We start from the raw sequence: 22,986 nt of genomic DNA, 5'->3' as shown, positions 1-22,986 counted from the left end.
TCTCTGTGTTTCTCTGTTGTTTCGGCAATAAAATTACATATCGAAATTATTCGTAGCGCTAACAGTCTCGCCAGAGAACTATTATTTCTAGTGTCTCTGGGAGAGCAGTTTTTTATGTCTACAAATCTACAGTGGAAGTTTTCGGATGGGAGCGCTAAATATTAAGTTTTTGTTACTTAAATTTACTTAACCAGTTTCAGCATGGATATTTATCCTTATTGGTTTTTACAGTTATATAAAGACTTTTGCAATTTGTAAACCTACGGTATTTACAGAGCAATTCTTAAAAAAAGTCAAAATTTCCGTCTTTTATTTTTCTTAAAAGGTTAAGGCAACCTTAAAAGTAACTAAAAGTAGCTGCTAACAATTTGTTACAAACCTAACCAAGTAGGTAGGAAATCGATATAACCATAGCAAATTGGTTATTGAAGACCATTGTAAATTTACAAATTTTTAAAGTTTTGATTGAGAAATGTATAAAAGTTTATTGATGACGTTTTACAAATTTGTGTAGTAACTTCATATATAACGAACCTCAGTAAGGTACATTAATCATCAAAATATCCCAAGACTAAATCTGGAAAATGGGAAATTGGTGATGAAGCATTAGTGTACCTCTGCAAATGTGAGGTGCAATGGAAAAGGTTTAGTTATAACCAGAGAGTTTTATGAAAAAGACAAGTCTAATTTTTAAGGGCTGTCTGCTCCTCCTATTCGTGACTGTGTTTATAGTCTGCGGCTTTTATGGAACGCCTACAGCTCTAGCCGATGAGTATAGTGAAATACCTACGTCCATAAGTACCGAGTATTCAGATACGGGTGTATCTGAATATCCTGATAACTGCGAGGGTATCGGTTATCTCCCAGAGTACACAAAGGAGAATTTGACAGATGCCGAGAAACAGGGTCGTTGCACTTGGTACTTATGGACTGGCGGTAATTCTAAGTACTATCGCGATTTAGCCAAGCGAACGCATGGTGGTGTCGATCTGTTAAAGCTGATTGACTCGCGCGTGCATGACGAGCGATTGCAACGTTATGGTGCAATTAACGATCCTGGATGTGAAAAGGCGACAGCACCAGATGAATACGGTTTGTGGCTAGATAAATGTAAAGATCCGCTCTCAACTGGCGTTATTGGGTTGCGTAAGTTCCAAAACCCCAACTTCGACTCGACAAAATGGAACCCTGTTGAATATGCCAAAACTTCACAAGTTGAGCCTCCATACGTAATCGGGCAGTCCTGCGCCATCTGTCACGTAGCATTAAATCCCCTCAATCCACCCAAAGACAAGGAACATCCAAGATGGGAAAATTTGGTACCAGCATTGGGTAATCAGTACATCAAGGAAAACAAATTATTTGGAAGCAGCGTTGCGGATAATAGTTTTATTAAGCAAGTACTTGACTCTCAAAAACCTGGTACATCTGATACTTCTCGGATTGCCACCGATCATATTAACAATCCGAATGCGATTAATGCCATTTTTAATTTAGGCGATCGCCCCAAATATCCAGAGGTAATGAACGATGGTTCAACCAAGGATGTTAATCATATTCTCAAGGATGGTGCGGACTCTACAGGAGTGGCAAATGCCTCACTACGCGTTTACGTCAACATTGGGATGTGCGGCGATTACTGGACAAGTCTCCATGAGCCTTTATTAGGCAGAACTCCCCAAAAACCTTTTGATATCGAAAAAGCGCGGAAGGAGTGCGAAGGCTGGAGACAGACAGAAGCACGCATGGCTGATGCCGAAGCATTCTTAAAAACCATCAAGCCGATGCACCTGAAAGATGCACCAGATGGTGAAAAGTTCTTGACTAAAGATGAAGAAGTTCTCAAACGTGGCAAGCTAGTTTTTGCCAGCACTTGTGCTAGTTGCCATTCCAGCAAAAAGCCACCTGCTGAAATTGCTGCTGACCCCGAACAGGCTCAAAAATGGTACGAAGAGTCTGTACTCAGTAGTAATTTCCTCGACCACAACTTCTTGTCTGATGACCAGCGTTATCCAGTTACTTTAATTGGTACTAATGCGGCGCGATCGCTAGGGACAAATGCCGCTAAGGGGCATATTTGGGATCAGTTCTCCTCGAAGACGTTCAAAGAACTGCCATCACCAGGGACTTTGACGCTGTACAACCCCTTCGATCGGGAAAAACCCATCGAATTTAAGATACCTGATGGCGGTTTGGGATATTACCGTACACCTTCACTAGTGAGCATTTGGGCAACAGCACCACTTCTTCACAACAACACACTAGGACTTTACAACGAAGATCCTTCAGTGAAAGGACGTGTAGAAGCCTATACGGATGCGATGGAAAAGCTGCTGTGGCCTGAAAAGCGTGAGGGAATTATCAGCAGAACATCTCAAGATACTAAATTAGAGCTTCCCCCAGGAGATCCGAATCCGAGATTTAAGCTTCCTGTTCCTAAAGGTACACCTGTGAATTTGCTGGCAAGCATCAATATGAGAGAAGCGATTACATCTCTCAATCTCGGCAACCTTTTTCAAGACTTGAAACCAGGTGGTGGAATTAAGGGTAAATTGGCACGTGTACTTTTAAGAGCCAACAAATCTCCTGACTTTGTAGAAGATGAGGGTCATTATTTTGGCTCAAATCTCCCAGATGAAGACAAGAAAGCCCTAATTGAGTTCGTGAAAACTTTCTAAGTACAGCTCCCATGTAATATCGTAGTGTTTTAAACGCAGAGAATTCGCTACGAATTAATAAAATGTTTGTACTAAGACAACTTGTCTTGATATTCTGCACTCGTTTCCAGGTTAAATCTGGGAACGAGAAAAAATATTGATTAAATAGCAAGGATATATATGCAGTATTTACCAATCGTCTTCGTTCGTGGATATGCAGGTACACAAAAAGACGTTGAGCAAACAGTCAACGATCCATTTTATGGATTCAATAGTGGTTCAACTCATATTCGAGTAGATGAGAAGGAAAATCCTCAGAAGTTTTTTTTCGAGAGTCCATTGCTGCGGCTAATGACCGATCATGGTTATCAACCGATTGTTGATAATCAGAATGTGAGCAATCAAATTAAAAGATTGTCCGATCGACTTCATAAAACTATTTGGATCTATCGATTTTATGATATATCTACACCTAGCTTTGGCTCCTCAAGTGTAGTCCGGCAGGAGATGGAGGAGATAGCTAAGGGTTTAAGAGACTTGATCCAGAATGTCAAAAAAACGACGGGTGCTAATAAAATTTATCTGGTTGCCCACTCAATGGGCGGCCTTGTTTGTCGCAGCTTGATTGAAAAGATTTATCCAGAACAAGGCGAGCAAGCTGCCGATAGCATTGACAAATTCTTTACCTACGCTACACCTCATGGCGGTATTTATTTTGAGGTCGGGGGTGGCTTAATTGAAAATCTCAGGGACAGATTTCAATTGAATAATTCTGATGACTTTGGCCCTCTGCGGATGTACCAGTATTTAACACCTAATATTAAGTCAACGGCTGAGTTACCCGATAACTTTCAGCTACAACAATTACAAAGTATAGATCCTGCATTTTCGCCAAGCCGCGTTTTTTCTCTAATCGGCACGAATGCACATGATTATGAAGAAGCTTTTGGTCTTTCACGCAATCTTGTTGGAGTGAAAAGTGATGGTCTAGTTCAGATTGATAAAGCTTATATCCTTGGATCTCATCGTGCTTATGTTCATCGCTCTCATGGTGGGCCTTATGGCATATTGAACTCCGAAGAAGGTTATCAAAACCTGCAACGATTTTTGTTTGGTGATATCCAGGTAAAACTCTCTCTGAGCAATGTTGAGTTAAAAGACCCTGGACAAAAACTTTTATCAACTGGAAACTAGAGTGGCTTTGCGTGGTCTTCCTATTCCAATATATGAGCAAGCGATCGCTCATTATTGCCCAATTACACAAGAGTTAACCCGAACAGATAAACCTATTCCGCTATTTACAGCTTTCTTAATCCCCAGAAACTCAGTCAATGATGATAATACCTGTAGATATGCCCTGCGTTTAGCACTGCATTCCTTTACAAAACAAGAGACGAATTGGTTACGCGACCATCATCTCGACCAAGTACCTTTGTGGTCTGACTATCTAATTACTGATGTTGCCGAATCAAATAGCACTTATGAGGCTAAATACAGTTGGAATTCTGAAGATAAAGAGCCAGTAACAAAATTAAATCCAACTTCCGAATCTAGTTCAGATGTATATGTTGCGTATGTTACTTTACCTGAACGCGGTCAAAAAGTTTTAGGAACAAATGCAGCAGTTCGCTTGGAAATTTCCCAATGGCAATGAAGGGAGCAGGGGAGCAGCACTTCTCTGCGAGACGCTCCGCGAACGGCTACGCTCAGTGAACGAGGAGCAGAGGAGAATAATAAATAACAAATGACAAATAACAAATAACAAAAGGAAAAATTATGCAGACTAATCGCAAACAAACGGCTCTTATTACTGGTGCATCTGGCGGCATCGGTTATGAATTTGTGAAATTATTTGCTCAAGATGGTTACAATCTTGTGTTGGTAGCTAGAAGCCTGGAAAAGCTGAATAAAATTGCCGATGAATTGAAAAAGAAATTTGGCATTGATGTCAAAGTTATTTCCAAGGATTTGTCTAACCCATCAGCCCCAGAAGAAATTTTCACTGAGCTAGAACAAGCATCGATTAATGTTGATGTGTTGGTGAACAATGCCGGGTTTGCTACCTACGGATTATTTAATGAAATTGACCTGAATGCTGAAATGCAATTGCTACAAGTCAATATCTTATGTCTGACACATTTAACCAAGTTATTTCTCAAAGGTATGGTTAAACGGGGGTCTGGAAAAATATTAAACCTGGCTTCCACGGCTGCTTTTCAACCGGGCCCGCTGATGGCAGTATACTACGCTAGTAAAGCTTATGTCTTATCATTTTCAGAAGCGATCGCAAATGAATTAGAAGGTACAGGCGTTTCTGTAACGGCGCTTTGTCCAGGGCCTACCGAATCTGGTTTTCAACAAAGAGCCGCAATGGAAGACTCAAAGCTAGTAAGCGGTCAAAAAATTATGACTGCGGAAACAGTAGCCGAAATCGGCTATCGTGGTCTATTTGAAAACAAAACTGTTGTCGTTCCTGGAATTAAAAATAAGTTACTTGCTGAATCTGTAAGATTTACTCCCAGAAAGCTAGTGACTAAACTAGTTAGAAGTATGCAGGAAAGTAAGTAATAAGTAGGTCGGCGTAAATAATTAAAGCAGGGGGAAGAGGACTTAGAGACAAGGAGAATTGGGGACAAGGGGAAAGACTTGTTGCAAGTTCTCACCTTTCGTCCCCTTATCCCCCTGTCCCCCTTGTCTCCCTTGTCCCCCCTGCCCCTCTGCCCCCCTGCCCCTCGTTCACTGAGCGTAGCCGTTCGCGGAGCGTCTCGCAGAGAAGTGCTGCTCCTCTGCTTTTTCACTAATCCCCCTGTGGATGCTCATCCCACAAGGTTGTCAGTTCCCGTAAACTTTGATGATTGCCATTGCCCAAAATCAGATGATCTAGTACTGGAATGCCCAAAAGCTGCGCCCCTGCTAATAACTGACGCGTCAATTCTATATCTTCCTGGCTGGGTTCAAGGTTCCCAGAAGGATGGTTGTGGGCAACTATTACCCGCGTTGCGCCTTGACGAATAACTTCTCGAAAAATATCACGGGGAGAGGCTAGGGTTTCAGTTGCAGTGCCAATGGTAATTACTTGCGTACCCAATAAGCGATTCTTGACATCTAACAGCACCACTGCAAAACGTTCTTGTATCTGCCACATTAAATCTTGGCTGAGGGTAGCAGCAGCAGCAAGTGGGCTATCAATTAATGTGCCATCATTGGGACGTGATTGAAAGGCGCGTTTACCCAATTCAATTGCTGCTAAAATGCTTGTCGCCTTCGCCGGGCCAACACCAGAAATTTGCATCAATTCAGCAGGGCTAACTTCTCGCAGAACTACCAAAGGATCGCGTTGGTGTTTGGCTAATTCGCTCAAGATATATTGTCCCAAACCCACAGCAGATAATTTTCCTGGCCCTTGACCAGTGCCTAGAAGAATTGCGATTAACTCGGCTGTGGCTAAAATTTTTGCACCATGCGTCATTAATCGCTCACGCGGACGCTCATTTGTAGGTAAGTCGGCAATTCTGAGGCAATAGGTCATATTAAACTAAGAAAATAGCACCACACATCGAACTATCCTTAGTTATCCCTCGTTTGCTCTCAAAATCATCTTTATTTGAGAAAATCTTTAATTTTGGGGAGTTTTACCTCTAGTTCCTATGTAGAGATACCTTTGATAACACCATCTTCTCAAATACTTGCCACAAGATTTAGATAAAATTGGATTTAGTCTATTAATCGAACATACTTGAGATAGGAGATGAGATGAAGGTATTTATCAGCTACAACTCTCAAGATAGAAAGTTAGCTTGGCAAATTGCTGATGCTCTGCGAAATGCAGATTTCCAAGTTTGGGACGATACTCAATTCTTTCCAGGCGATAACTGGGCAGAAGTTATTGCTAATGAGCTTCGAGAGTCTGATGCAATGGTTATTTTACTAACGCCTAACTCAGTTTCTTCTCCCTACATGAATGCCGAAGTAGGCTATGCTCTAGGCGAACAGGGCTATAAAGGTCGGGTAATTCCTGTCCTTGCTGCTCCTTCTGAACAAATTTCTCAATTAGAACTAGAAATTCCCTGGATTCTGAAGAAATTTGGGATAATTTACTTATCAAATCTTGAGCATGATGAGGAAGGTTTGAGAAATATTACCCAAGCTCTCAAAAAAGCTGCTGCTTAACAGAAGTGGATTTTCTAAATAATGATACCAAGTGAAGCTTTTCTTTCCCATTCAAGCCAAGATCAAGAATTTGTTTCTAAATTAGCAGAAGTTCTACGTCATCATGGCATTCCAGTTTGGTACAGCAAAACGAACATTTTAGGTGCACAACAATGGCATGATGAGATTGGAAATGCACTAAAAAGATGTGATTGGTTCCTTGTAGTACTTTCTCCAAGCTCAGTAGGTTCAATGTGGGTTAAGCGGGAGTTAATATTCGCCCTCCAACAGAATCGTTTTGAAAATAAGATTATTCCAATTGTCTATCAAGATTGTGATTATGAGCAGCTTTCTTGGGTGCTATCGAGCTTTCAAATGATAAATTTTCAAGAAGCTTTTGAAGATGGTTGTCGTAATATTTTACGTATATGGGGTGTAGGCTACCAGTTACGTTAGTAATCCTCTGGCTACAGAATCAGTTCATAAAGGTCAAGCATCCCGCTATTTTATACAGAGGATTTGATGCAGAAAATCGATACTAGGTTATAAAGTTATAACTTGTTCAAATTAAGAAGAGGCTCAACTCTGGTTGCTAGAAGATGAGTATGAACCAATTAAAGGACGCGTTTCTGCATCTGAACTTTGAATAGCGTCAGCAAAGGGCATAGTTTACCGCCGTAGGTATCGCATAATTCAGTAGCCAACACTACACGCGATCGCAAACCATTTAAACCCCTTTCTTTTCGCTAATTACTGATGAATTTGCGTTGCTTTGAGCATGTGGTAGGTAATGATCAACTGAGTCAAAGCCAGAGGATAACTTTGCAGTGTTTCTCCAGTTGTACCAGCAATTTTACCCAGTTCTGGGTTACTTTCGCGATCGCAAATACTTCTTAAATGGGGCATATCAGAACAAATAATATGCTCTAGCTTATTCACCTGGTCTAAGGTGGCATGACCATCAACTTCTAAGACATCTACAGGCTTACTCATATCCCTGTCTAACCCTAGACGGATCGCTGAGTCAGAATTACCATAGCCAGAGTTGACAATCTGGGTAAAATCTGGGTGGGGAATTGTTGGACGAAGTACCAAACGTACATTCAGGTGTCCATTGGTTTCATCATCTTCCCCAGTGGGTGGATAAAAACTAATGACTATATCAGACCATTGTCGCTGCGGACGGATAAACTCTGCTGAGTCTGGTTCGCGCTTTTCTAATTCTGCTAGCACCTGTTCATCTGTGTAGCCGCGCTTTTGGGTATCCCGCTTGACTTTCCACTTTCTGCGTAGTTCTTCAGGGGGTGCAAGGTAAACTTTCACATCGTAGGAATCACGAGCACCACGGGTAGAATAACCGAGTAACCCCTCAATGATTACGAATTTATTGGGCTTGATATACTGCGGTGGCTCGAATGTGCCGGTTTTATGGCTGTAAACTGGCTTAAGAATTGGTTGTCCTGTACGTAGCAGCGACAGATGTTGCTGCATAATATCTAAATGATTGCAATCGGGGTGGAGAGCAGTGATGCCAATTTCTGCACGTTGTTGGCGATCGTAACGGTGATAATCATCTGTACAAATGAGCGTGACATTTTCTGGCCCGAGTACCTGAGCGATTCCTCGCGTTAGCGTTGTTTTACCAGCCGCGCTGTCGCCGACAATACCAAGAATTATTGGACGGCTCATCATAACCTCCCACAATAAAAACAACTTTAGTAATAAAATTACCTACAATAGTTTTTATTCTAGAAGGGTTTAAGCAAGTAACTCAAACAAACACTTGGTATGCAATATCTCTACACATACATAGAATAGACCTCTTGCAAAAAGCACTTTTGCAAGAGGGGGAAAAGGGTAAAGGTTAAAGGGGAAAGGGACTTTTGCAGAACCTTTTCCCCCGCCCCTTATCCCCAGAGGGGACCCCACCTTCCCCTTTTCCCTTTTCCCGACAAATGCCAAGAAGTCTAATGTTTGTGAGATGCCTACGGCGGTAAATTACGCTTTTTGCATAAGAATTACAATCTAAATGATTGTTAGAATATCTGTAGGCATAAAAACTAAATATTCCCTGTTAATCCTACTCTCAGCCGCAGATATTCAATTTTGATACAAGCATCCATAACCACATTAAGTCCTGCATCTATAGCTTTTTGTGCTGATGGTTGATGCCAGATACCCAGTTGTGTCCACACAGTTTTAGCAGTGATGGAAATTGCTTCATCTACAATTTCTGGCAAGTACTCAGAACGACGAAACACGTTAACAATATCCACAGGTTCGGGTAATTCTTGGAGTGCAGCATAACTGGGTTGACCGTCAATTTCTTTAATTTGCGGGTTGACGGCATAAACTGTATAGCCTTTGTGCCGCAAGAATTGGGCGATTTGATAACTGGTGCGTTCGCGTTTATCAGAGTGACCCACAACAGCGATGATTTTGGCTTGGGTCAACACCTCGCGCAGAGCGTTATCATCTTCTTTAAGGTTTGGCATGATTTAAAATATCCTGAGCGTAGGCGTAGCCCGTTGTAGACATCGTTTTGTTTATCATACTGAGTTGCATTTAAATATAATTTTGGCTTTAAAAAAATCATTTACGAATATCAAAGACTCGTCTACGAGTAAAAAAGATTCGTCCACGAGTATCAAAGACTCGTCCATGAGTATCAAAGACTCGTCCACGAGTATCAAAGACTCGTCCATGAGTATCAAAGACTCATCCACGAGTAAAAAAGACTCGTCCACGAGTAAAAAAGACTCATCCACGAGTATCAAAGACTCATCCACGAGTAAAAAAGACTCGTCCACGAGTATCAAAGACTCATCCACGAGTAAAAAAGACTCATTCACGAGTATTAAAGACTCGTCCACGAGTATTAAAAACTCATTCGCTATTCTCCATGCCCAATGCCCAATCCCTAATGCCCAATCCCCAATTTCCATGACAACTAAAACACTAGGACTCGAACAAAACCTCCACGACTATTTACTGTCAGTCTCTCTTCGAGAACCGGAAATTTTAACCCAACTCAGACACGAAACAGCCCAGTATCCCATAGGTAGAATGCAAATTGCTCCCGAACAAGGGCAGTTTTTGGCATTACTGGTGCAATTGTTGGGAGCTAAGAAAACTTTGGATATTGGGGTATTTACAGGTTATAGTTCCCTGGTGGTGGCATTGGCATTACCGAGCGACGGTAAGGTAGTAGCCTGCGATATTAGTGAAGAATTTACAACGATCGCTAGACGTTATTGGCAACAAGCTGGAGTGGCGGATAAAATTCAACTGCATATTGCCCCAGCTTTGCAGACTTTGGATCGGTTACTGGCAACAGGAGAAGCAGAAACTTTTGATTTTGTCTTCATCGATGCAGATAAGAGCAACTATGATGGCTATTATGAGCGATCGCTGCAATTAGTGCGTCCGGGGGGATTGATTGCGATCGATAATGTTCTCTGGTCAGGTAGGGTTGCCGACCCCGAAGTGCAAGATAATAGAACTAAAAGAATTCGTGCTTTTAATCAAAAGCTGCATCAAGACCAGCGAGTTAGTCTTAGTGTAGTAGCGATCGCAGATGGCTTAACTCTGGCACTGAAAAAGTAATACCAATAAAAAAAAGAATGCGACAAATACACCATTTCTTGTAGAGACGCGATTCATCGCGTCTTCACCCAAGAATGTATTGCAATCATTAATTGAATTGGTATGCGTTTAGCGAAAATAGCTCTTATTGCTCTAACATTTGGAAAAATCGGGTAAAGTAATCTGGAAAAGTCTTGGCTGTGCAACCAGGATCTTTAATTACAATCCCTGGAATCTTCAAGCCAGTGACAGCAAAAGCCATCGCCATTCGATGATCGTGATAAGTTTCAATGGCTGCTGGGGTAATGGGGCCAGGCTCAATTTTCAGTCTATCTGCGAATTCTTCAACTTCAACTCCTAGCCGCCGCAACTCTGTAACCACAGCTTTAATTCGGTCGGTTTCTTTATATCGAATATGTTCTACATTCCGAATGGTAATTGGTGAACTGGCGAAGGGGGCGATCGCTCCTAATGTTTGCACTAGATCCGAGATATCATTCATATCAATATCGATGCCTTGCAATTGCTTCGGCCCCGTCACTTCGGTGTAATCATCCCCATCCTTAATTTCGCAACCCATCTGTTCTAAAACATTCAGCCAGAGAATATCACCTTGACAAGATTGTTTGGTCAAATGTTTTACCCGCACCCGTCCACCCGTGACGGCGGCGGCGGCAAAAAAGTAAGAAGCATTTGATGCATCGGGTTCTACAGTGTAATGTCGAGCTTGGTAACGTTGACCTGCTTTAATCTGAAACTTATTATCGCCAATTTGGATCGCTTCCACGCCAAAATCTGCCATCAAACGACAGGTCATTTTCACGTAAGACTGAGAAACCAGCGTACCTTCAACCTCAACAATTGTGTCTTGTTGAGCATAAGGCGCAATCATCAGTAATGCCGAAAGTTGCTGACTTGTTTGGTTTGCTTTCAAGCGAAAATTTCCGCCAGCGAATTGCCGACTATAGACGGTGTAGGGCATAAACCCGGAGTTTCCTTCAAAGTTAACAGTTGCTCCACCCGTTTGCAGTACCGTCAACAAGTCGCCCATCGGTCGTTCTCGCATCCGGGGAACGCCATCTAAGCGATATTCACCATTCCCCAGTGCCACCAGCGCCGAAATAAACCGTGCTGCTGTACCTGCCAAACCCACAAATAAATCTGCCTGTTTAGCTGGAATTTCGCCTCCCCTTCCCGCCACTTGAATTTGTGCCAGTTGAGGATTCAAAGTAATGGGAATGCCCAATTGCTCTACGCATTTAGCAAAATACTCGCTGTCTTCACTAAATAAGGCATTTTCTAAAATGGAGTCACCTTGCGCCAAAGCTGCGACAAGCAACGCCCGATTGGTAAGACTTTTAGAACCAGGAATTTCTACCGTGGCATCCACTGGCCGATTTAGAGCAGGAATTGCAATGGTATCCACTTTAAACCTCTACGTAGGCAGTTAGCTACAACTTTATAATATTCCCATATCTTGAGCAAAAGGAGCAGGGGAGTAGGGAGTGTGAGTTACAAGTAAAGTAGTGAGGAATAAGATTTTAAAACTTATAATTTATAACTCGCCTATAACTCAGCACTGGCTCAACGCCAGCTATCCGCTAACAGGACTCTAGAAAGATGCAATTTATCGATCAAGCAAAAATTGAAGTTGAAGCTGGTAAAGGCGGCGATGGGATTGTCGCTTTCCGGCGAGAGAAATACGTGCCGGCTGGCGGTCCCTCTGGTGGTAATGGGGGAAGAGGTGGTTCGGTATTTTTTGTTGCCGAACAAAACCTACAAACTTTGTTGGACTTTAGATACAACCATCGCTTCCAGGCAGAAAAGGGTACTCGTGGCGGGCCAAATAACTGCACTGGGGCAGCCGGAAAGGATTTAATTATTGAGGTTCCCTGCGGTACAACCATTTATGATGCTGAAACTGGCGAACTGCTAGGGGATTTAATTGAACCTAAGCAGACTTTGCTGATTGCCCAAGGTGGTAAAGGCGGACTGGGAAATCAGCATTTCTTGAGCAACCGTAACCGCGCCCCAGAATATGCCCTCCCAGGATTACCAGGAGAAATAAAGCAGCTGCGCCTAGAGTTGAAACTTTTGGCAGAAGTGGGGATTATTGGCTTACCAAATGCTGGTAAATCCACTTTAATTTCATCTTTATCAGCAGCACGTCCGAAAATCGCAGACTACCCCTTCACTACCCTGATCCCAAATTTGGGTGTAGTGCAAAAACCTACAGGTGATGGTACTGTTTTCGCCGACATTCCCGGACTAATCGAGGGCGCGTCTCAAGGTGCAGGACTGGGGCACGATTTCTTGCGCCATATTGAGCGCACGCGAGTGTTACTTCACTTAATTGATGCTACTAGTGATGATGTGGTTAGAGACTACAACACAATTAAGGAAGAATTACAAGCTTATGGACGGGGTTTAGCAGAACGTCCGCAAATTTTGGCGCTGAATAAAATTGATGCAGTCGATCGCGAAACTGTCGATTTGGAAGCATTAGCTACCCAACTTAATCATCTTTCCTACGCGCCGGTTTTTGTGATTTCAGCAGTTACTCGCACCGGGTTAGAGCCGATGTTACAAGAAATCTGGGGAATTCTCGACCAAATGAAGGTTCCTGAAGAAGTGGAAGCATTTAGATAATTTGTAATTTGTAATTCGTAATTACTACTTTGATATGAATTATAAACGCTACGCAAATTTAGCTGACTGCCACCTTGGCTTGCTGTTGCCATACCGCGTCTGCATACAATAACGTGTCGAAGTCCGGCGAAATGTTGCCGCTAGCGATCCGGGCTTCGTGTAATGACCAGTCAGCGAAGAACAAGTCATGGCTGATGCCTGCCACTACTGCTGGCACATCGCGTCGGATGCTGGGTACGTCGCCGATGGGCAGACCGAAGCTTACGAAGCCTTAAAATCTAAGTCCAGCCTGTTTCAATAGTGGTAGAACGCACTTACCGAAGAAATCCAGATCGGGTTCAAAATCATAAAAGGCAAGCTGGAAACCATCGACACCAGCTTTATTTAGTTGCAAAAGTTGTTCGGTGATTTGTTTGGGTAAACCGATTAACTGCACATTACCGCCGATCGCACTACCAAAGCCATGACGCAGATTTCCCTTTTGATGCCCCCTCCAGGCATGTGCATCGCTGCTAATGCTAGAACGTGCAGCAATTGACTGATAATCGGCACGATCGATAATCGCCTGAGCATATTCTTCTGCTTCTTTTTCAGTTTCCCACACGACAATAAGCGGATTTAGGAGAGTGCGGACAAGTCTACCATTAGCGATCGCCTCTTTACTTGCTCTCAAAGAAGTAGTATCAATTGCACTCATAGTTCCTCTCAACGGTTTCGGTTGCCAGCAAGATCCCCGACTTCCGATCAATTGCTACAAGTTATATCATGTCCGCCTAATTAGTTATAATTCGCACATTTGTGCAAAAACCAGGAAACCCTCTTTCCCCCTGCCCCCTGCTCCCCTGCCCCCCTGCGATCTTAATGATAAGTCTTTAACGGGACACGATATTAGAAGTCAGGGGTCTGAACAAAATTAGAAGAATCCGCGTTGCGGCAATGGTGTACCGTTTATCTCGTAGTCGCCGATCGCACGAGCCTTAAAATGATTTGGGTTGTGTGAGGATAAAGTGCGGGCGTTGCGCCAATGACGATCAAAGTTGGAGCTTTTCTTTGTTGTAGAAGCCCCACCCACTTCAAACAACAAAGTAGCCGAACGTAGAGCCAAATCATCGACAATCAATTTGGCTTTGGCTGCACTCAGAGAAGCTGCCAGTGCCGCAGCCGTTTCTGCCTCTTCACCCTGAGCTTGGGCAGCAGGGAGGCGATCGAGAGCATCAGCTGCTGCCAAAACGATTGCTTCGGCAGCAAAGGCATTGGCGGCAATCTGTCCGACAGTCTGCTGCAAGATTGGGTCTTCTGAGGCTTGCTCGGATACAGCATGGTAGAAAGTCCGGGGTCTGTTACGGATGAGGGCTGTTGCATCGCGCAGAACGCTGCGAATAATGCCGGCGTTGATTGCAGTCAAGAATAATTGCGGGACGATGTTGTAGGGTAGGTTGTCTTTGTCTGTATCTGTCTCAAAAATTACTTCATCTGCCTCTACACGTGCATTCGTGAAGGTAGTCGTTCCCGTACCTGTGAGTCTTTGTCCAAAGCCGTCCCAGTCGTCCACAAGGTCAATCCCCTCGCGGTTAGTAGGAATCAGTATAAACGCTTTAGTGCCATCAGGTACTAGTACACGCACAAAAATCAAGTCTGCATAAAGGCTGCCAGTGCTGTAATACTTCGTCCCATTTAGACGATAGCCGTTGCCATCGGGTGTTAATTTTGTATTCGCGACTTGACCACCACCAGATCGCTTGACTTCTAGTTCGGTGGAAGCGAGTCCAATAATCGCGCCATCAGCAACGGCTTTGAGCCAGCGACGATTCCTTGGGGTGCGTTCTGAACGCAAAATCCGCTCTGTGACAGAGAAATGATTCCGCACAATGTGAGCGACGTTCGGATCGGCATCCCCTAAGCGAATTACGACCTCGAATAGTTCGCGTGCGGTGCTACCGCCACCACCTTCAGCTACGGGGATTCGCAATGCACCTAATCTGGAACGCCGGATCAATTCAACCACATTATAAGGAAGGATGCGATCGCGATCGCGCTCACTTGCTCCCAAAGCAATAAAATCAAAAAGCTGCTGGAGTTCCGGCGAGTTTGCTCTCACCGGAGCCGAAAACTGAATTGTCGTATCTGCAAGTTTCTCTGGACTCTTAATCATTAGTTTCTATCTCCGAATATCCTGTGGAAAATCTATGTTGGTGAGTGGTGAGGCAATTGCTATTTCTAGGTGACGCGACTTTAGCACTGCAAAATTGAAGAATGTTTCCAGCCTTGAGGCGATTACATCTGGTAACATACTCAAGCCACCGACTGCACTCGACAAAAACCAGCCCTCTGTAAGGGTTTTAGATGTATTTAAATCTTATAAAATACTAAAAATCTACCTACTTGCCGTAGATTGATACTCCCAAATTTTCCCCAAGTTGTCAATATGTTTTATGCCAAATTTGTGAACTTCTTCAAGGACAATTTTTATCCGACTCGAAGGAGCAATGCTGAACTGGTGGGAGAAAAATTTTGCAAATTGTGAGTTAGGCGATAAGCCTGACGGCATGGCTTCGCTTACCGCCGATTAAATGAGCGTGCAATAGACCTCTTGGCAAAAGTGCTTTTTGCCCTCTTGGGGAAAAGGTTTTGGTTAAAGGGGAAAGGGACTTTTGTAGAACCTTTTCCCTTTCCCCTTTTCCCGACTTATGTCTAATGTCGAGATGAAAGAAAGGCGGTACAAATGGCGAAAGTCAAAGTTAGGTGTCGTCTCCAGAATTTATTATCTGAATAATCTTAGTAAAAAATGCACTTTTGTGCATACGCTGTTAAGTTTATCTCCGATAAGCTATTGAGATAAAGAAGAATTCAGTTATTCTGAATTCAGGAGCAAAGCCGGAGACGTTTCCGTTGCCCAGGTCAGAATCAATTGAGTATGGTTTTAGACCACGCTTAATTGTATACCGTCTATAGAGTCAGGGGTATTAAACCCTTTTTTTCATTTACTAGTTACACAGAATAATCAACTGAAATTTTTAAAGTAGGAGTATAAAATTTATGGTTGAAATTGGTGTGAATAAGTTAGCAAAAAACCAAATACAATTAGAGTCTCAAAACTTCAAATCCCAAAAAATATTGGTTGTCGATGACCATCAAATGATTTTAACTGGGACCCTCGATGTACTGAAGCGACAATATCCAGACACAGAATTTCTTCAGGTTAAAACTGCACGAGATGCTTTAGAAAAAATAGCTCAAATACAAGTAAAACAGGAAGATAAAGAGCAGGAAAAAGCACCTTTGAATTTGATTGTGGTCGATTTATCGATTCCTGCGAGTGAGGGAATTACTGCGACTACTGATACTGGAATTGAACTGATCAAGCAGCTACTCAAACAATATCCAGAGCAGAATTTTTTGGTACAAAGCAGTTATGTTAAAGCTTTAGTGCGGATCAAACATGAAATCGACAATCATCAGGGGGGATTTGCGATCGCAGATAAAAATTTGCCCGAATCGGAAATGTTAATCCGCACGAATTTAGCACTCCAAGGTGGAACTCATACTAAAGATATTAAAACAGCGATTGAACTGAAACCGGACTGGTTGCAAGTTTTGCGTCTGGCATTTGACGAAGGATTAATGGATAAACCGATTGCCGACCGGATGTATAAATCGGAACGTGCTATTCGCAATTACTGGACGAAGATTCAGGATGTACTTGGTGTATACCCAGAAGATTGTAAGGAAAATGGAAAAAGTTTGAGAATCCAAACAGAAATCCGGGCGCGTGAAGAAGGATTAATTGATTAGGAGATGAGAGTAAATGCGTAGAGGTTGGGATGAAATTATCACAGAATTAAAGATATGGCGCTATGCAGCACTGCCAGGAATTATTGTGTTGATACTGGTTATCCTTGCTCGTATGGTTGGTTCGCTACAAGTTCTAGAATGGATGTTATTCGATACATTTTTACGTCTGCGTCCACCCGAACCTGTTGATGAACATGTAGTAATTATTGGCATTGATGAAGACGATATTGCTAAAGCCGGAGGATATCCTATACCTGATGGTGAAATTGCATATTTACTAAACAAGTTGGAAACTTACAAACCTCGTGCGATCGGACTCGACCTTTTCAAGAATGTCCCTGTTGAACCAGGTCACAATCAACTTGTGAAAACTTTTCAGGTTCATCCTAATATATTTGGTATTGAAAAAAATCAGAAACCTCAAATCCCAGCACCCAATTTTATTCCTCAAGAAAGGACTGGAATAGTAGATATTCACAGCGATAATGATGGGAAAAATAGACGCTACATTTTATGGACACCCAATTCCAAGAATCTTCAAGAAGACCGTTTTTCTTTAGGTTTTAAACTTGCTCAATTTTACCTAAATTCGCAGGGAATTAATGATGATAATGGCGCCAAAGACCGAGATACAATACGGTTTGGTAATATTGAATTACCCCGTGTAATACCAAACTTTGGTGGATATATTGATAAAAAAATTACAGGTGAATTACAAATATTAATCAACTTTCGGCAGAGAAATCAGCCATTTCGCATTTTTTCACTAAATGATATTAAAACAGGTCAGACATCAGAAGGTAAGATTGACCCTAGTTGGTTGCGTGACAAGATTATTATTGTTGGTAATTTATCTCCCAGTGTCGGAGATAATTTGTATACATTAGCAATTCCTGGTAGGAAAATAACTGGACAAATATATGGAGTTGAGTACCACGCACACGCAACCAGCCAAATTGTTAATGCTGTTTTAAACAATCGCCCGATGTTGAAGTCTTGGACAGAACCTTGGGAATATATATGGATAGTAATTTGGGGAATTACTCCGATCGCAATTGGACGCTTTACCCAATCTATTATGAAAAATCTGTTGGCTGTGACAGTTGTGGGTTTGGGCGTTACTGGTAGCGGTTACATCAGTTTGCTATTATGGGGAGTTTGGATTCCTGTGGTTCCTAGTTTGCTAACTTTGGCAATGAATGGCGTGGGATTAAGTGCATTCGCATTTTTTCAGCATGATAAACTGTTGCGTGAAAAAAATGATCAACAAAAGCGCACAATTGAATATACATTTAATCTTATTCATAATGGACCATTGCAAACCCTCGCCAACGGATTACAACAATTAAGGAAGCAGAATCTACCCAATGAGCAATTAATTTATCAGTTTGAAAAGCTTAATTCTGAGATTCGTGAAATTGGTGAATATTTAAGAGTAGAAGCACTGACTAATTATGAAAGTTTAAGATTAGGAAGTGGATTAAAAATAGATTTAAATCGTCAGATACATGATTTATTTTACGAAGTATATTCCAGCACACTTGAACGCTACGATCTAGAATATTTAAAAACTCTTAAAATAAAAACGCGCACATTTGAGCCAATTAATGATAAATATTTAAATATGGAACTTAAGAGGGAACTATGCTTATTTTTAGAAGAAAGTTTATGTAATGTGGGTAAACATGCACGAGGAGTAAAGTCTATAGAAGCATCTGGGATTTGCGTAGACGGTGAATACTCACTCTGTATCAAAGATGATGGTTCTGGGTTAACTGCACACAGCGAAAACAAGGGTACAAAACAGGCTCAAAACCTTGCTAGAAAATTAAATGGCAGCTTTAAACGCGAGACTGTAAAACCACGAGGTACACTGTGTGAATTGATTTGGAAATTAACTATAAACGTCCAGCAAATAAACACTCACAAACCTGATTTGAATAAGAAAGAATTCAGAATACAGAATTAAATTCTGAGTTCTGCTTTAAATTTTTCATGTCTACTAGCTTGATAATTAACAACAAATAAAAAACTAAGAAATACCTATGAAACTTCGTAATTTTTCGTTGTTTCAATCGTTGTCTGCAAAAGCTAATCAACAGCGACTGGTAAGTATTTTTACTTTGAGCTTGTTTCTGTGGGTTACGCCAGAAGCGATCGCTAAATTTAAACCTCGCACTCGTAACCCTCCTAGCCCATACTCTCGTGGTGGTGGTTCGCGAGGATGTCCTGATGATGGAGGAATTCCTCTGACTTTACTAGCACCGCAGACTTATGTGGGTGAAACTGTATCCAAGCGTCCTACATTTGCGTGGTTTATGTCAACAGCAGGTACCGTTGATTTCATGTTGTTTGAGGTGAAACCAAAGCAACTACCGCAGATAGTAATGAAAGCAGAGGGATTAAATTCATTACCAGGAGTGAATAAATTTGTAGTTCCTTCTACGCAACCGGAACTTACGGTAGGAAAAAAATATTTCTGGCGAATTTCGATGCTTTGTCCCCCCAATGGTTTAGCTTTTGAAAGCGCAGATTTTCAAGTTATAGACATACCTTTGGCATTCAAAGGAGGTATTAAATCTGCTAGTAATTCAACTCAAAAAGTTACCTATCTGGCAGAGCAGGGACTTTGGTATGATGCGTTTGCAGAAGCGTTGAAATATTCCAGTCAAGGTAAATTAGGTAAATTAGGTTCTAATTTAATCCAGGAACTAATTGAGAATGAAAGGGTAGAAGATAAACCTAATGATAGGGAAGCAATTAATAGGTTTATCAAGAATTTACAACTGATTTATCAGCAATAAAATTGATAGCAATCGCGTTATTTGTAGAGATATTGCATTGCAAATTCTCTACATGGTGAATGGCGATCGCTAATCAATTAAACCCAATTACCAATCAAAATAAACGGCGACCAAAATGCTGGACTTGCAAACACCGATTGCTCTCCAGTTAACTCGATCATCTTAATTTGTGCTTGACGTAAAGCTTCAACTTTCGTCATCCCTGGCTTTTTCAAATTACGATAAAATTCCTCAACTAAAAGCGCTGTTGATTTATCCTGAACTGACCATAATGAAGCTACTGCACTTTTAACACCAACTTGTAATGCAACTCCCGCTAAACCCAATGTAGCGCGATCGTCTCCTAGTGCTGTTTGACAGGCTGTGAGTACTAACAATTCTAATGCATTTGCTCTACCGCGAAGGTTACTTAAAGCAGCTTCGAGTTCGCTAATTGTGAGTTTACTATTATTTCCCGTGACAATAAATGTATCTTCAGGAATTGTGCCAAATTGTGCGTGACTGACTATATGAACGACAGGGAAAATGTTTTTATTACCTAGTTCTGTTTTAAGAGTTTCTGGAGTAAATTTTGTATCAAGAAAAAATCTACTTTTAGGAAAAACTTGTTTTACTGCTTCAATTTCCTTTTCAGCATAGTCTAATGCTTGAAACTCTTGTTTATCTATAATTGCTGCTTTCGTTAAACCCAAAATTAGAGCTTGTTCTAGGGGGCGAGCGCTCGATTTTGGTGCAGTCAAGCGGATACTGGGAGTAGTTCCAACTGCGTATTGTTGGATTAAATATTTTTGTGCTTGAGCGTCGTAAAGTGCAGCCATTGGAATGCTACGTAGAAAACCATCTTGAACAAACACTAATGTTTTGATATTTGCTGCTTTTAAATTTTTTCCAAAAGGACGAATTATCAAATCGTAGAGTTGACTTGCTAAAGTGCGATCGTAACCATCGGGACGAGCTTGACCTAAGATTAGCGACTTTTGAAATGCTTTAATCTGGTTTTGTAATTCTTCTTTTGGGAGGATTTGATTATTTGCTTGCACCCAACGAGTCAGCGTTTTTCCCGCTTGATTTCCCCCTGGTGGTAAAGTAAGTAGCAGTGCTATCTTATCATCAAAAATAATTGAACTCAAAACTGCGGTGTTCTTATCTACTATCTCATCTACTCTCTGAGGATTGAGTACATTAATAATACAATCACCACCGAAGTAATTTTGTAATTCTGCCAATTTCAGAGAATCAATTGTTTCTAAAGCATCCGATACACCAGATTTTGATATATCTGACTTTACTGATGCTTGCAATATTTGCTGAAGTTGAAATTCTGCCAGTTCGCGGTACAAAGGTTGAACAACATCACGAAAGTCAAATTGAACATCACGTGTAGTTGTCATAATATCACTGCGAATTGCTTCTAAAGTTTTAAATGCTCTTTGGTATGCTTCTAGTGACTCTTTTTCCTGATTCTGCTTTTTCAATATTCTTCCTGCTTGCCATTCCCACAAATACAAGCCATCTTTTGCTGCTAATTTTTGGTCTGCTGCTATCAGTGCTTGTTTGGTATACTTGAGTGCTTGTGCTTCATCACCTCGACATTCCCAGAAATGTCCTAATGCACCATAAGTATATGATTCAATACGAGAATTTTGAATTTTTTTACTGATAGTAATTGCTTTATTTAAAATATCAATAGATTCTGTATTTGATAGTTTACCTAATCCACCTGTTTTCGAGCATTGGGCGATCGCAGAAGTAATTGTGAAATCACTTGGTAATAGAGCTAAATCAATTGCTGCGTAGACTTTTGTCGAAGAATCGGGGACTTGTTCAATTAAACTTACAGCTTCTCGGATTTTACTATCAATTGTCGCGTTAGAGATAATATTTAAACCGTGGCTTCTATAACCAACTTGAATTGTGTTAAGTAAAGCTTGAAGTTGCCCAAGAGAATTGTTTTGTTTGCGTGCTAATTCTAAACTAATATTAAAATAACTAATTGATTTCTTAAAATTTACTATAGCATTTTGTTTAAATTCTCCAGCTTTGTAACCATTAGTTTGTTCTGCGGACTTTGACCGTATGTACCAAAGTTGTCCTAAATTGATATGGACATTTCCCAAACTATTATTGATGAGAATTTCATATCCCGAATCTTCGACTTTTGCTGCGTATTCTAAATATTGAATCGCTAAATCATAACTACCTACTAAACGCAGTGCTTCACCTAAAATACCTAATGCTGCAACTTCTGTATGTCTATCTTTATTTTTCAGAGCAATTTGTAATGCACTATTGGCATCGCAGGGTTGTTTTTTATCTGACTTAATATCAAATTTATTACTGCACAATAAAGAAATTGCTTTTCTTACTTGTCCTTGGTTGTTGTATGTCTGCGCTACTTCCGTCAGCATTCGTCCTACCTGACGCAAATCCTTAGCTGCACTGTAGTGGGTTATTGCTTCATTGAAGAATGCGATCGCCTCTTTTATATCACCCAATTGCCGATAAGCCCTAGCAAGATTTTCGCTGACAATCGCTGCATTCTGGACATTGTGAGCTTTTTTATAAGTCTCTAAAGCTTTCTGCCAAGTCTCTATAGCACCTCGAATATCTCCTGCTTCATAACTTTTAACACCTTGTTCCACCTGTTGGCTAATATCAGTATTTTGTGATGTTGCAATATTTGCCATCAAAGGTAGGTGAGTCAACCAAGTAAAAAATATGAGGCTGCACAAGAAGAGAAATCCAAGAAATCGACGCTTGTTAAATTGGCGATCGCGATTTGACACAGCCTAACTCCTGCAATATCCTACCTCAGATTCCCGACTTCTTTGAGAAGTCAGGAATCTTGTTGTTTACAAGCTCATTCATTCAGTATTAATTCTTGTTTAACAGAATACCAAATTTTTGGGTGTTGCTGAATTTATATATGATTCAGGATTTTTCAGAATATCCAAACCTTTGCAGAAACATGAAATTTTGCGTTTCCATACTCAGATTCATACTTCAAATCAACAACGCTATAGATCCGGCTCAAGAATTACCAGTGTTAGGGAAATAATGAGGCTATCTGTAACAACAATATAATTGCTGCATGAGCCGCATAGGCTGGACTGAAAAGAACTAGCAGAAAATACACAAGTCCTAATACTACTACAAATGTTGTCGCTATCAATAGTAATGGCGGAATAATTATTCCTATTATGGTTAAGATAGCCAAAATTAGATCGATAATTGGCATTCCGAAAAGCCATATCAAAAACTGGTAAAGCATTCACTTACTCCTAAATAGCAACATCTCAATCATTAGATTCTTCTTTCATAGCATTTCTCCAAATAGTTGATACTTATTA

At 41.2% G+C, this 22,986-nt stretch carries 21 protein-coding genes; 11 read left to right on the top strand and 10 right to left on the bottom strand.

The window, feature by feature from the left end:
• Positions 1-668 precede the first annotated feature (668 nt).
• From NSTCB13_RS31120 to NSTCB13_RS31105, 4 genes are all read left to right on the top strand, one after another.
• Entirely contained in the window at positions 669-2,678 is a 2,010-nt protein-coding gene (locus NSTCB13_RS31120; RefSeq protein WP_448274887.1) for a hypothetical protein, read from the top strand.
• A gap of 159 nt (positions 2,679-2,837) precedes the next feature.
• Complete coding sequence (locus NSTCB13_RS31115) at positions 2,838-3,851, top strand: esterase/lipase family protein (RefSeq protein ID WP_448274885.1); 1,014 nt, start codon at positions 2,838-2,840, stop codon at positions 3,849-3,851.
• Between the two features lies 1 nt (position 3,852).
• On the top strand, positions 3,853-4,311 hold the full coding sequence (locus NSTCB13_RS31110) for a hypothetical protein (RefSeq protein WP_448274884.1): 459 nt from the start codon (positions 3,853-3,855) through the stop codon (positions 4,309-4,311).
• A 122-nt stretch (positions 4,312-4,433) separates the two neighbouring features.
• A complete protein-coding gene (locus tag NSTCB13_RS31105; protein ID WP_445626660.1) occupies positions 4,434-5,225 on the top strand; it encodes an SDR family NAD(P)-dependent oxidoreductase in 792 nt (263 codons plus the stop codon).
• A 229-nt stretch (positions 5,226-5,454) separates the two neighbouring features.
• Here NSTCB13_RS31105 and radC read toward each other — a convergent pair whose 3' ends face one another.
• Complete coding sequence (radC, locus tag NSTCB13_RS31100) at positions 5,455-6,186, bottom strand: RadC family protein (RefSeq protein ID WP_181928965.1); 732 nt, start codon at positions 6,184-6,186, stop codon at positions 5,455-5,457.
• Between the two features lie 224 nt (positions 6,187-6,410).
• Here radC and NSTCB13_RS31095 point away from each other — a divergent pair, with 224 nt between their 5' ends.
• Positions 6,411-6,827, top strand: coding sequence for a toll/interleukin-1 receptor domain-containing protein (locus NSTCB13_RS31095; RefSeq protein ID WP_445626661.1), 417 nt, complete (start codon positions 6,411-6,413; stop codon positions 6,825-6,827).
• A 21-nt stretch (positions 6,828-6,848) separates the two neighbouring features.
• Positions 6,849-7,262: a toll/interleukin-1 receptor domain-containing protein gene (locus NSTCB13_RS31090; RefSeq protein ID WP_445626662.1), complete on the top strand. Its 414-nt coding sequence runs from the start codon at positions 6,849-6,851 to the stop codon at positions 7,260-7,262.
• A 294-nt stretch (positions 7,263-7,556) separates the two neighbouring features.
• Here the strand turns inward: NSTCB13_RS31090 and NSTCB13_RS31085 are convergent, their stop codons facing one another.
• Positions 7,557-8,495, bottom strand: coding sequence for a phosphoribulokinase (locus NSTCB13_RS31085; protein WP_445632137.1), 939 nt, complete (start codon positions 8,493-8,495; stop codon positions 7,557-7,559).
• Between the two features lie 371 nt (positions 8,496-8,866).
• Complete coding sequence (locus tag NSTCB13_RS31080) at positions 8,867-9,301, bottom strand: CoA-binding protein (protein ID WP_445626663.1); 435 nt, start codon at positions 9,299-9,301, stop codon at positions 8,867-8,869.
• 448 nt (positions 9,302-9,749) lie between these two features.
• Here NSTCB13_RS31080 and NSTCB13_RS31075 point away from each other — a divergent pair, with 448 nt between their 5' ends.
• Entirely contained in the window at positions 9,750-10,412 is a 663-nt protein-coding gene (locus tag NSTCB13_RS31075) for a class I SAM-dependent methyltransferase (protein ID WP_448274882.1), read from the top strand.
• 124 nt (positions 10,413-10,536) lie between these two features.
• Here the strand turns inward: NSTCB13_RS31075 and aroA are convergent, their stop codons facing one another.
• On the bottom strand, positions 10,537-11,817 hold the full coding sequence (gene aroA / locus NSTCB13_RS31070; protein WP_448274881.1) for a 3-phosphoshikimate 1-carboxyvinyltransferase: 1,281 nt from the start codon (positions 11,815-11,817) through the stop codon (positions 10,537-10,539).
• A 194-nt stretch (positions 11,818-12,011) separates the two neighbouring features.
• On the opposite strand from aroA, the gene obgE reads away from it, so the two are divergent.
• Entirely contained in the window at positions 12,012-13,040 is a 1,029-nt protein-coding gene (gene obgE / locus NSTCB13_RS31065) for a GTPase ObgE (RefSeq protein WP_448274879.1), read from the top strand.
• Between the two features lie 48 nt (positions 13,041-13,088).
• Here the strand turns inward: obgE and NSTCB13_RS31060 are convergent, their stop codons facing one another.
• The 4 genes from NSTCB13_RS31060 to NSTCB13_RS31045 form a co-directional block, all read right to left on the bottom strand.
• The gene (locus NSTCB13_RS31060; RefSeq protein WP_448274877.1) at positions 13,089-13,229 is read right to left on the bottom strand and encodes a hypothetical protein; all 141 of its coding nucleotides are present in this window, start codon (positions 13,227-13,229) and stop codon (positions 13,089-13,091) included.
• 82 nt (positions 13,230-13,311) lie between these two features.
• A complete protein-coding gene (locus NSTCB13_RS31055; RefSeq protein WP_448274876.1) occupies positions 13,312-13,737 on the bottom strand; it encodes a hypothetical protein in 426 nt (141 codons plus the stop codon).
• Between the two features lie 216 nt (positions 13,738-13,953).
• Positions 13,954-15,192 carry an acyl-CoA dehydrogenase family protein gene (locus NSTCB13_RS31050; RefSeq protein ID WP_448274874.1) on the bottom strand — a complete coding sequence of 413 codons (1,239 nt, stop codon included), beginning with the start codon at positions 15,190-15,192 and terminating at the stop codon, positions 13,954-13,956.
• Between the two features lie 6 nt (positions 15,193-15,198).
• Positions 15,199-15,357, bottom strand: a complete 159-nt coding sequence (locus tag NSTCB13_RS31045) for a hypothetical protein (RefSeq protein WP_448274873.1) — start codon at positions 15,355-15,357, stop codon at positions 15,199-15,201.
• A gap of 719 nt (positions 15,358-16,076) precedes the next feature.
• Between NSTCB13_RS31045 and NSTCB13_RS31040 the strand changes: the two genes are divergently transcribed.
• The 3 genes from NSTCB13_RS31040 to NSTCB13_RS31030 all read left to right on the top strand — a co-directional run bounded on the left by NSTCB13_RS31040 (position 16,077) and on the right by NSTCB13_RS31030 (position 19,636).
• On the top strand, positions 16,077-16,832 hold the full coding sequence (locus tag NSTCB13_RS31040) for a DNA-binding response regulator (RefSeq protein ID WP_448274871.1): 756 nt from the start codon (positions 16,077-16,079) through the stop codon (positions 16,830-16,832).
• A 13-nt stretch (positions 16,833-16,845) separates the two neighbouring features.
• Complete coding sequence (locus NSTCB13_RS31035) at positions 16,846-18,801, top strand: CHASE2 domain-containing protein (protein ID WP_448274869.1); 1,956 nt, start codon at positions 16,846-16,848, stop codon at positions 18,799-18,801.
• A gap of 76 nt (positions 18,802-18,877) precedes the next feature.
• A complete protein-coding gene (locus NSTCB13_RS31030; RefSeq protein ID WP_448274868.1) occupies positions 18,878-19,636 on the top strand; it encodes a DUF928 domain-containing protein in 759 nt (252 codons plus the stop codon).
• A 77-nt stretch (positions 19,637-19,713) separates the two neighbouring features.
• On the opposite strand, the gene NSTCB13_RS31025 is transcribed toward NSTCB13_RS31030, so the two are convergent.
• Positions 19,714-22,422, bottom strand: a complete 2,709-nt coding sequence (locus NSTCB13_RS31025) for a CHAT domain-containing protein (protein WP_448274866.1) — start codon at positions 22,420-22,422, stop codon at positions 19,714-19,716.
• A gap of 260 nt (positions 22,423-22,682) precedes the next feature.
• Positions 22,683-22,907 carry a hypothetical protein gene (locus NSTCB13_RS31020; protein WP_445626679.1) on the bottom strand — a complete coding sequence of 75 codons (225 nt, stop codon included), beginning with the start codon at positions 22,905-22,907 and terminating at the stop codon, positions 22,683-22,685.
• Positions 22,908-22,986: the final 79 nt, after the last annotated feature.

The sequence above is a fragment of the Nostoc sp. DSM 114160 genome, assembly GCF_053470305.1.
This window is presented reverse-complemented; position numbering and strand designations above follow the sequence as displayed.

Coding starts and splice junctions, on each gene's coding strand:
- NSTCB13_RS31120 (WP_448274887.1), top strand. CDS start 669: ATGAAAAAGACAAGTCTAATTTTTAAGGGCTGTCTGCTCCTCCTATTC.
- NSTCB13_RS31105 (WP_445626660.1), top strand. CDS start 4,434: ATGCAGACTAATCGCAAACAAACGGCTCTTATTACTGGTGCATCTGGC.
- NSTCB13_RS31090 (WP_445626662.1), top strand. CDS start 6,849: ATGATACCAAGTGAAGCTTTTCTTTCCCATTCAAGCCAAGATCAAGAA.
- obgE (WP_448274879.1), top strand. CDS start 12,012: ATGCAATTTATCGATCAAGCAAAAATTGAAGTTGAAGCTGGTAAAGGC.
- radC (WP_181928965.1), bottom strand. CDS start 6,186: ATGACCTATTGCCTCAGAATTGCCGACTTACCTACAAATGAGCGTCCG.
- NSTCB13_RS31085 (WP_445632137.1), bottom strand. CDS start 8,495: ATGAGCCGTCCAATAATTCTTGGTATTGTCGGCGACAGCGCGGCTGGT.
- NSTCB13_RS31060 (WP_448274877.1), bottom strand. CDS start 13,229: ATGACTTGTTCTTCGCTGACTGGTCATTACACGAAGCCCGGATCGCTA.
- NSTCB13_RS31095 (WP_445626661.1), top strand. CDS start 6,411: ATGAAGGTATTTATCAGCTACAACTCTCAAGATAGAAAGTTAGCTTGG.
- NSTCB13_RS31080 (WP_445626663.1), bottom strand. CDS start 9,301: ATGCCAAACCTTAAAGAAGATGATAACGCTCTGCGCGAGGTGTTGACC.
- NSTCB13_RS31050 (WP_448274874.1), bottom strand. CDS start 15,192: ATGATTAAGAGTCCAGAGAAACTTGCAGATACGACAATTCAGTTTTCG.
- NSTCB13_RS31030 (WP_448274868.1), top strand. CDS start 18,878: ATGAAACTTCGTAATTTTTCGTTGTTTCAATCGTTGTCTGCAAAAGCT.
- NSTCB13_RS31055 (WP_448274876.1), bottom strand. CDS start 13,737: ATGAGTGCAATTGATACTACTTCTTTGAGAGCAAGTAAAGAGGCGATC.
- NSTCB13_RS31115 (WP_448274885.1), top strand. CDS start 2,838: ATGCAGTATTTACCAATCGTCTTCGTTCGTGGATATGCAGGTACACAA.
- NSTCB13_RS31040 (WP_448274871.1), top strand. CDS start 16,077: ATGGTTGAAATTGGTGTGAATAAGTTAGCAAAAAACCAAATACAATTA.
- NSTCB13_RS31075 (WP_448274882.1), top strand. CDS start 9,750: ATGACAACTAAAACACTAGGACTCGAACAAAACCTCCACGACTATTTA.
- NSTCB13_RS31035 (WP_448274869.1), top strand. CDS start 16,846: ATGCGTAGAGGTTGGGATGAAATTATCACAGAATTAAAGATATGGCGC.
- NSTCB13_RS31020 (WP_445626679.1), bottom strand. CDS start 22,907: ATGCTTTACCAGTTTTTGATATGGCTTTTCGGAATGCCAATTATCGAT.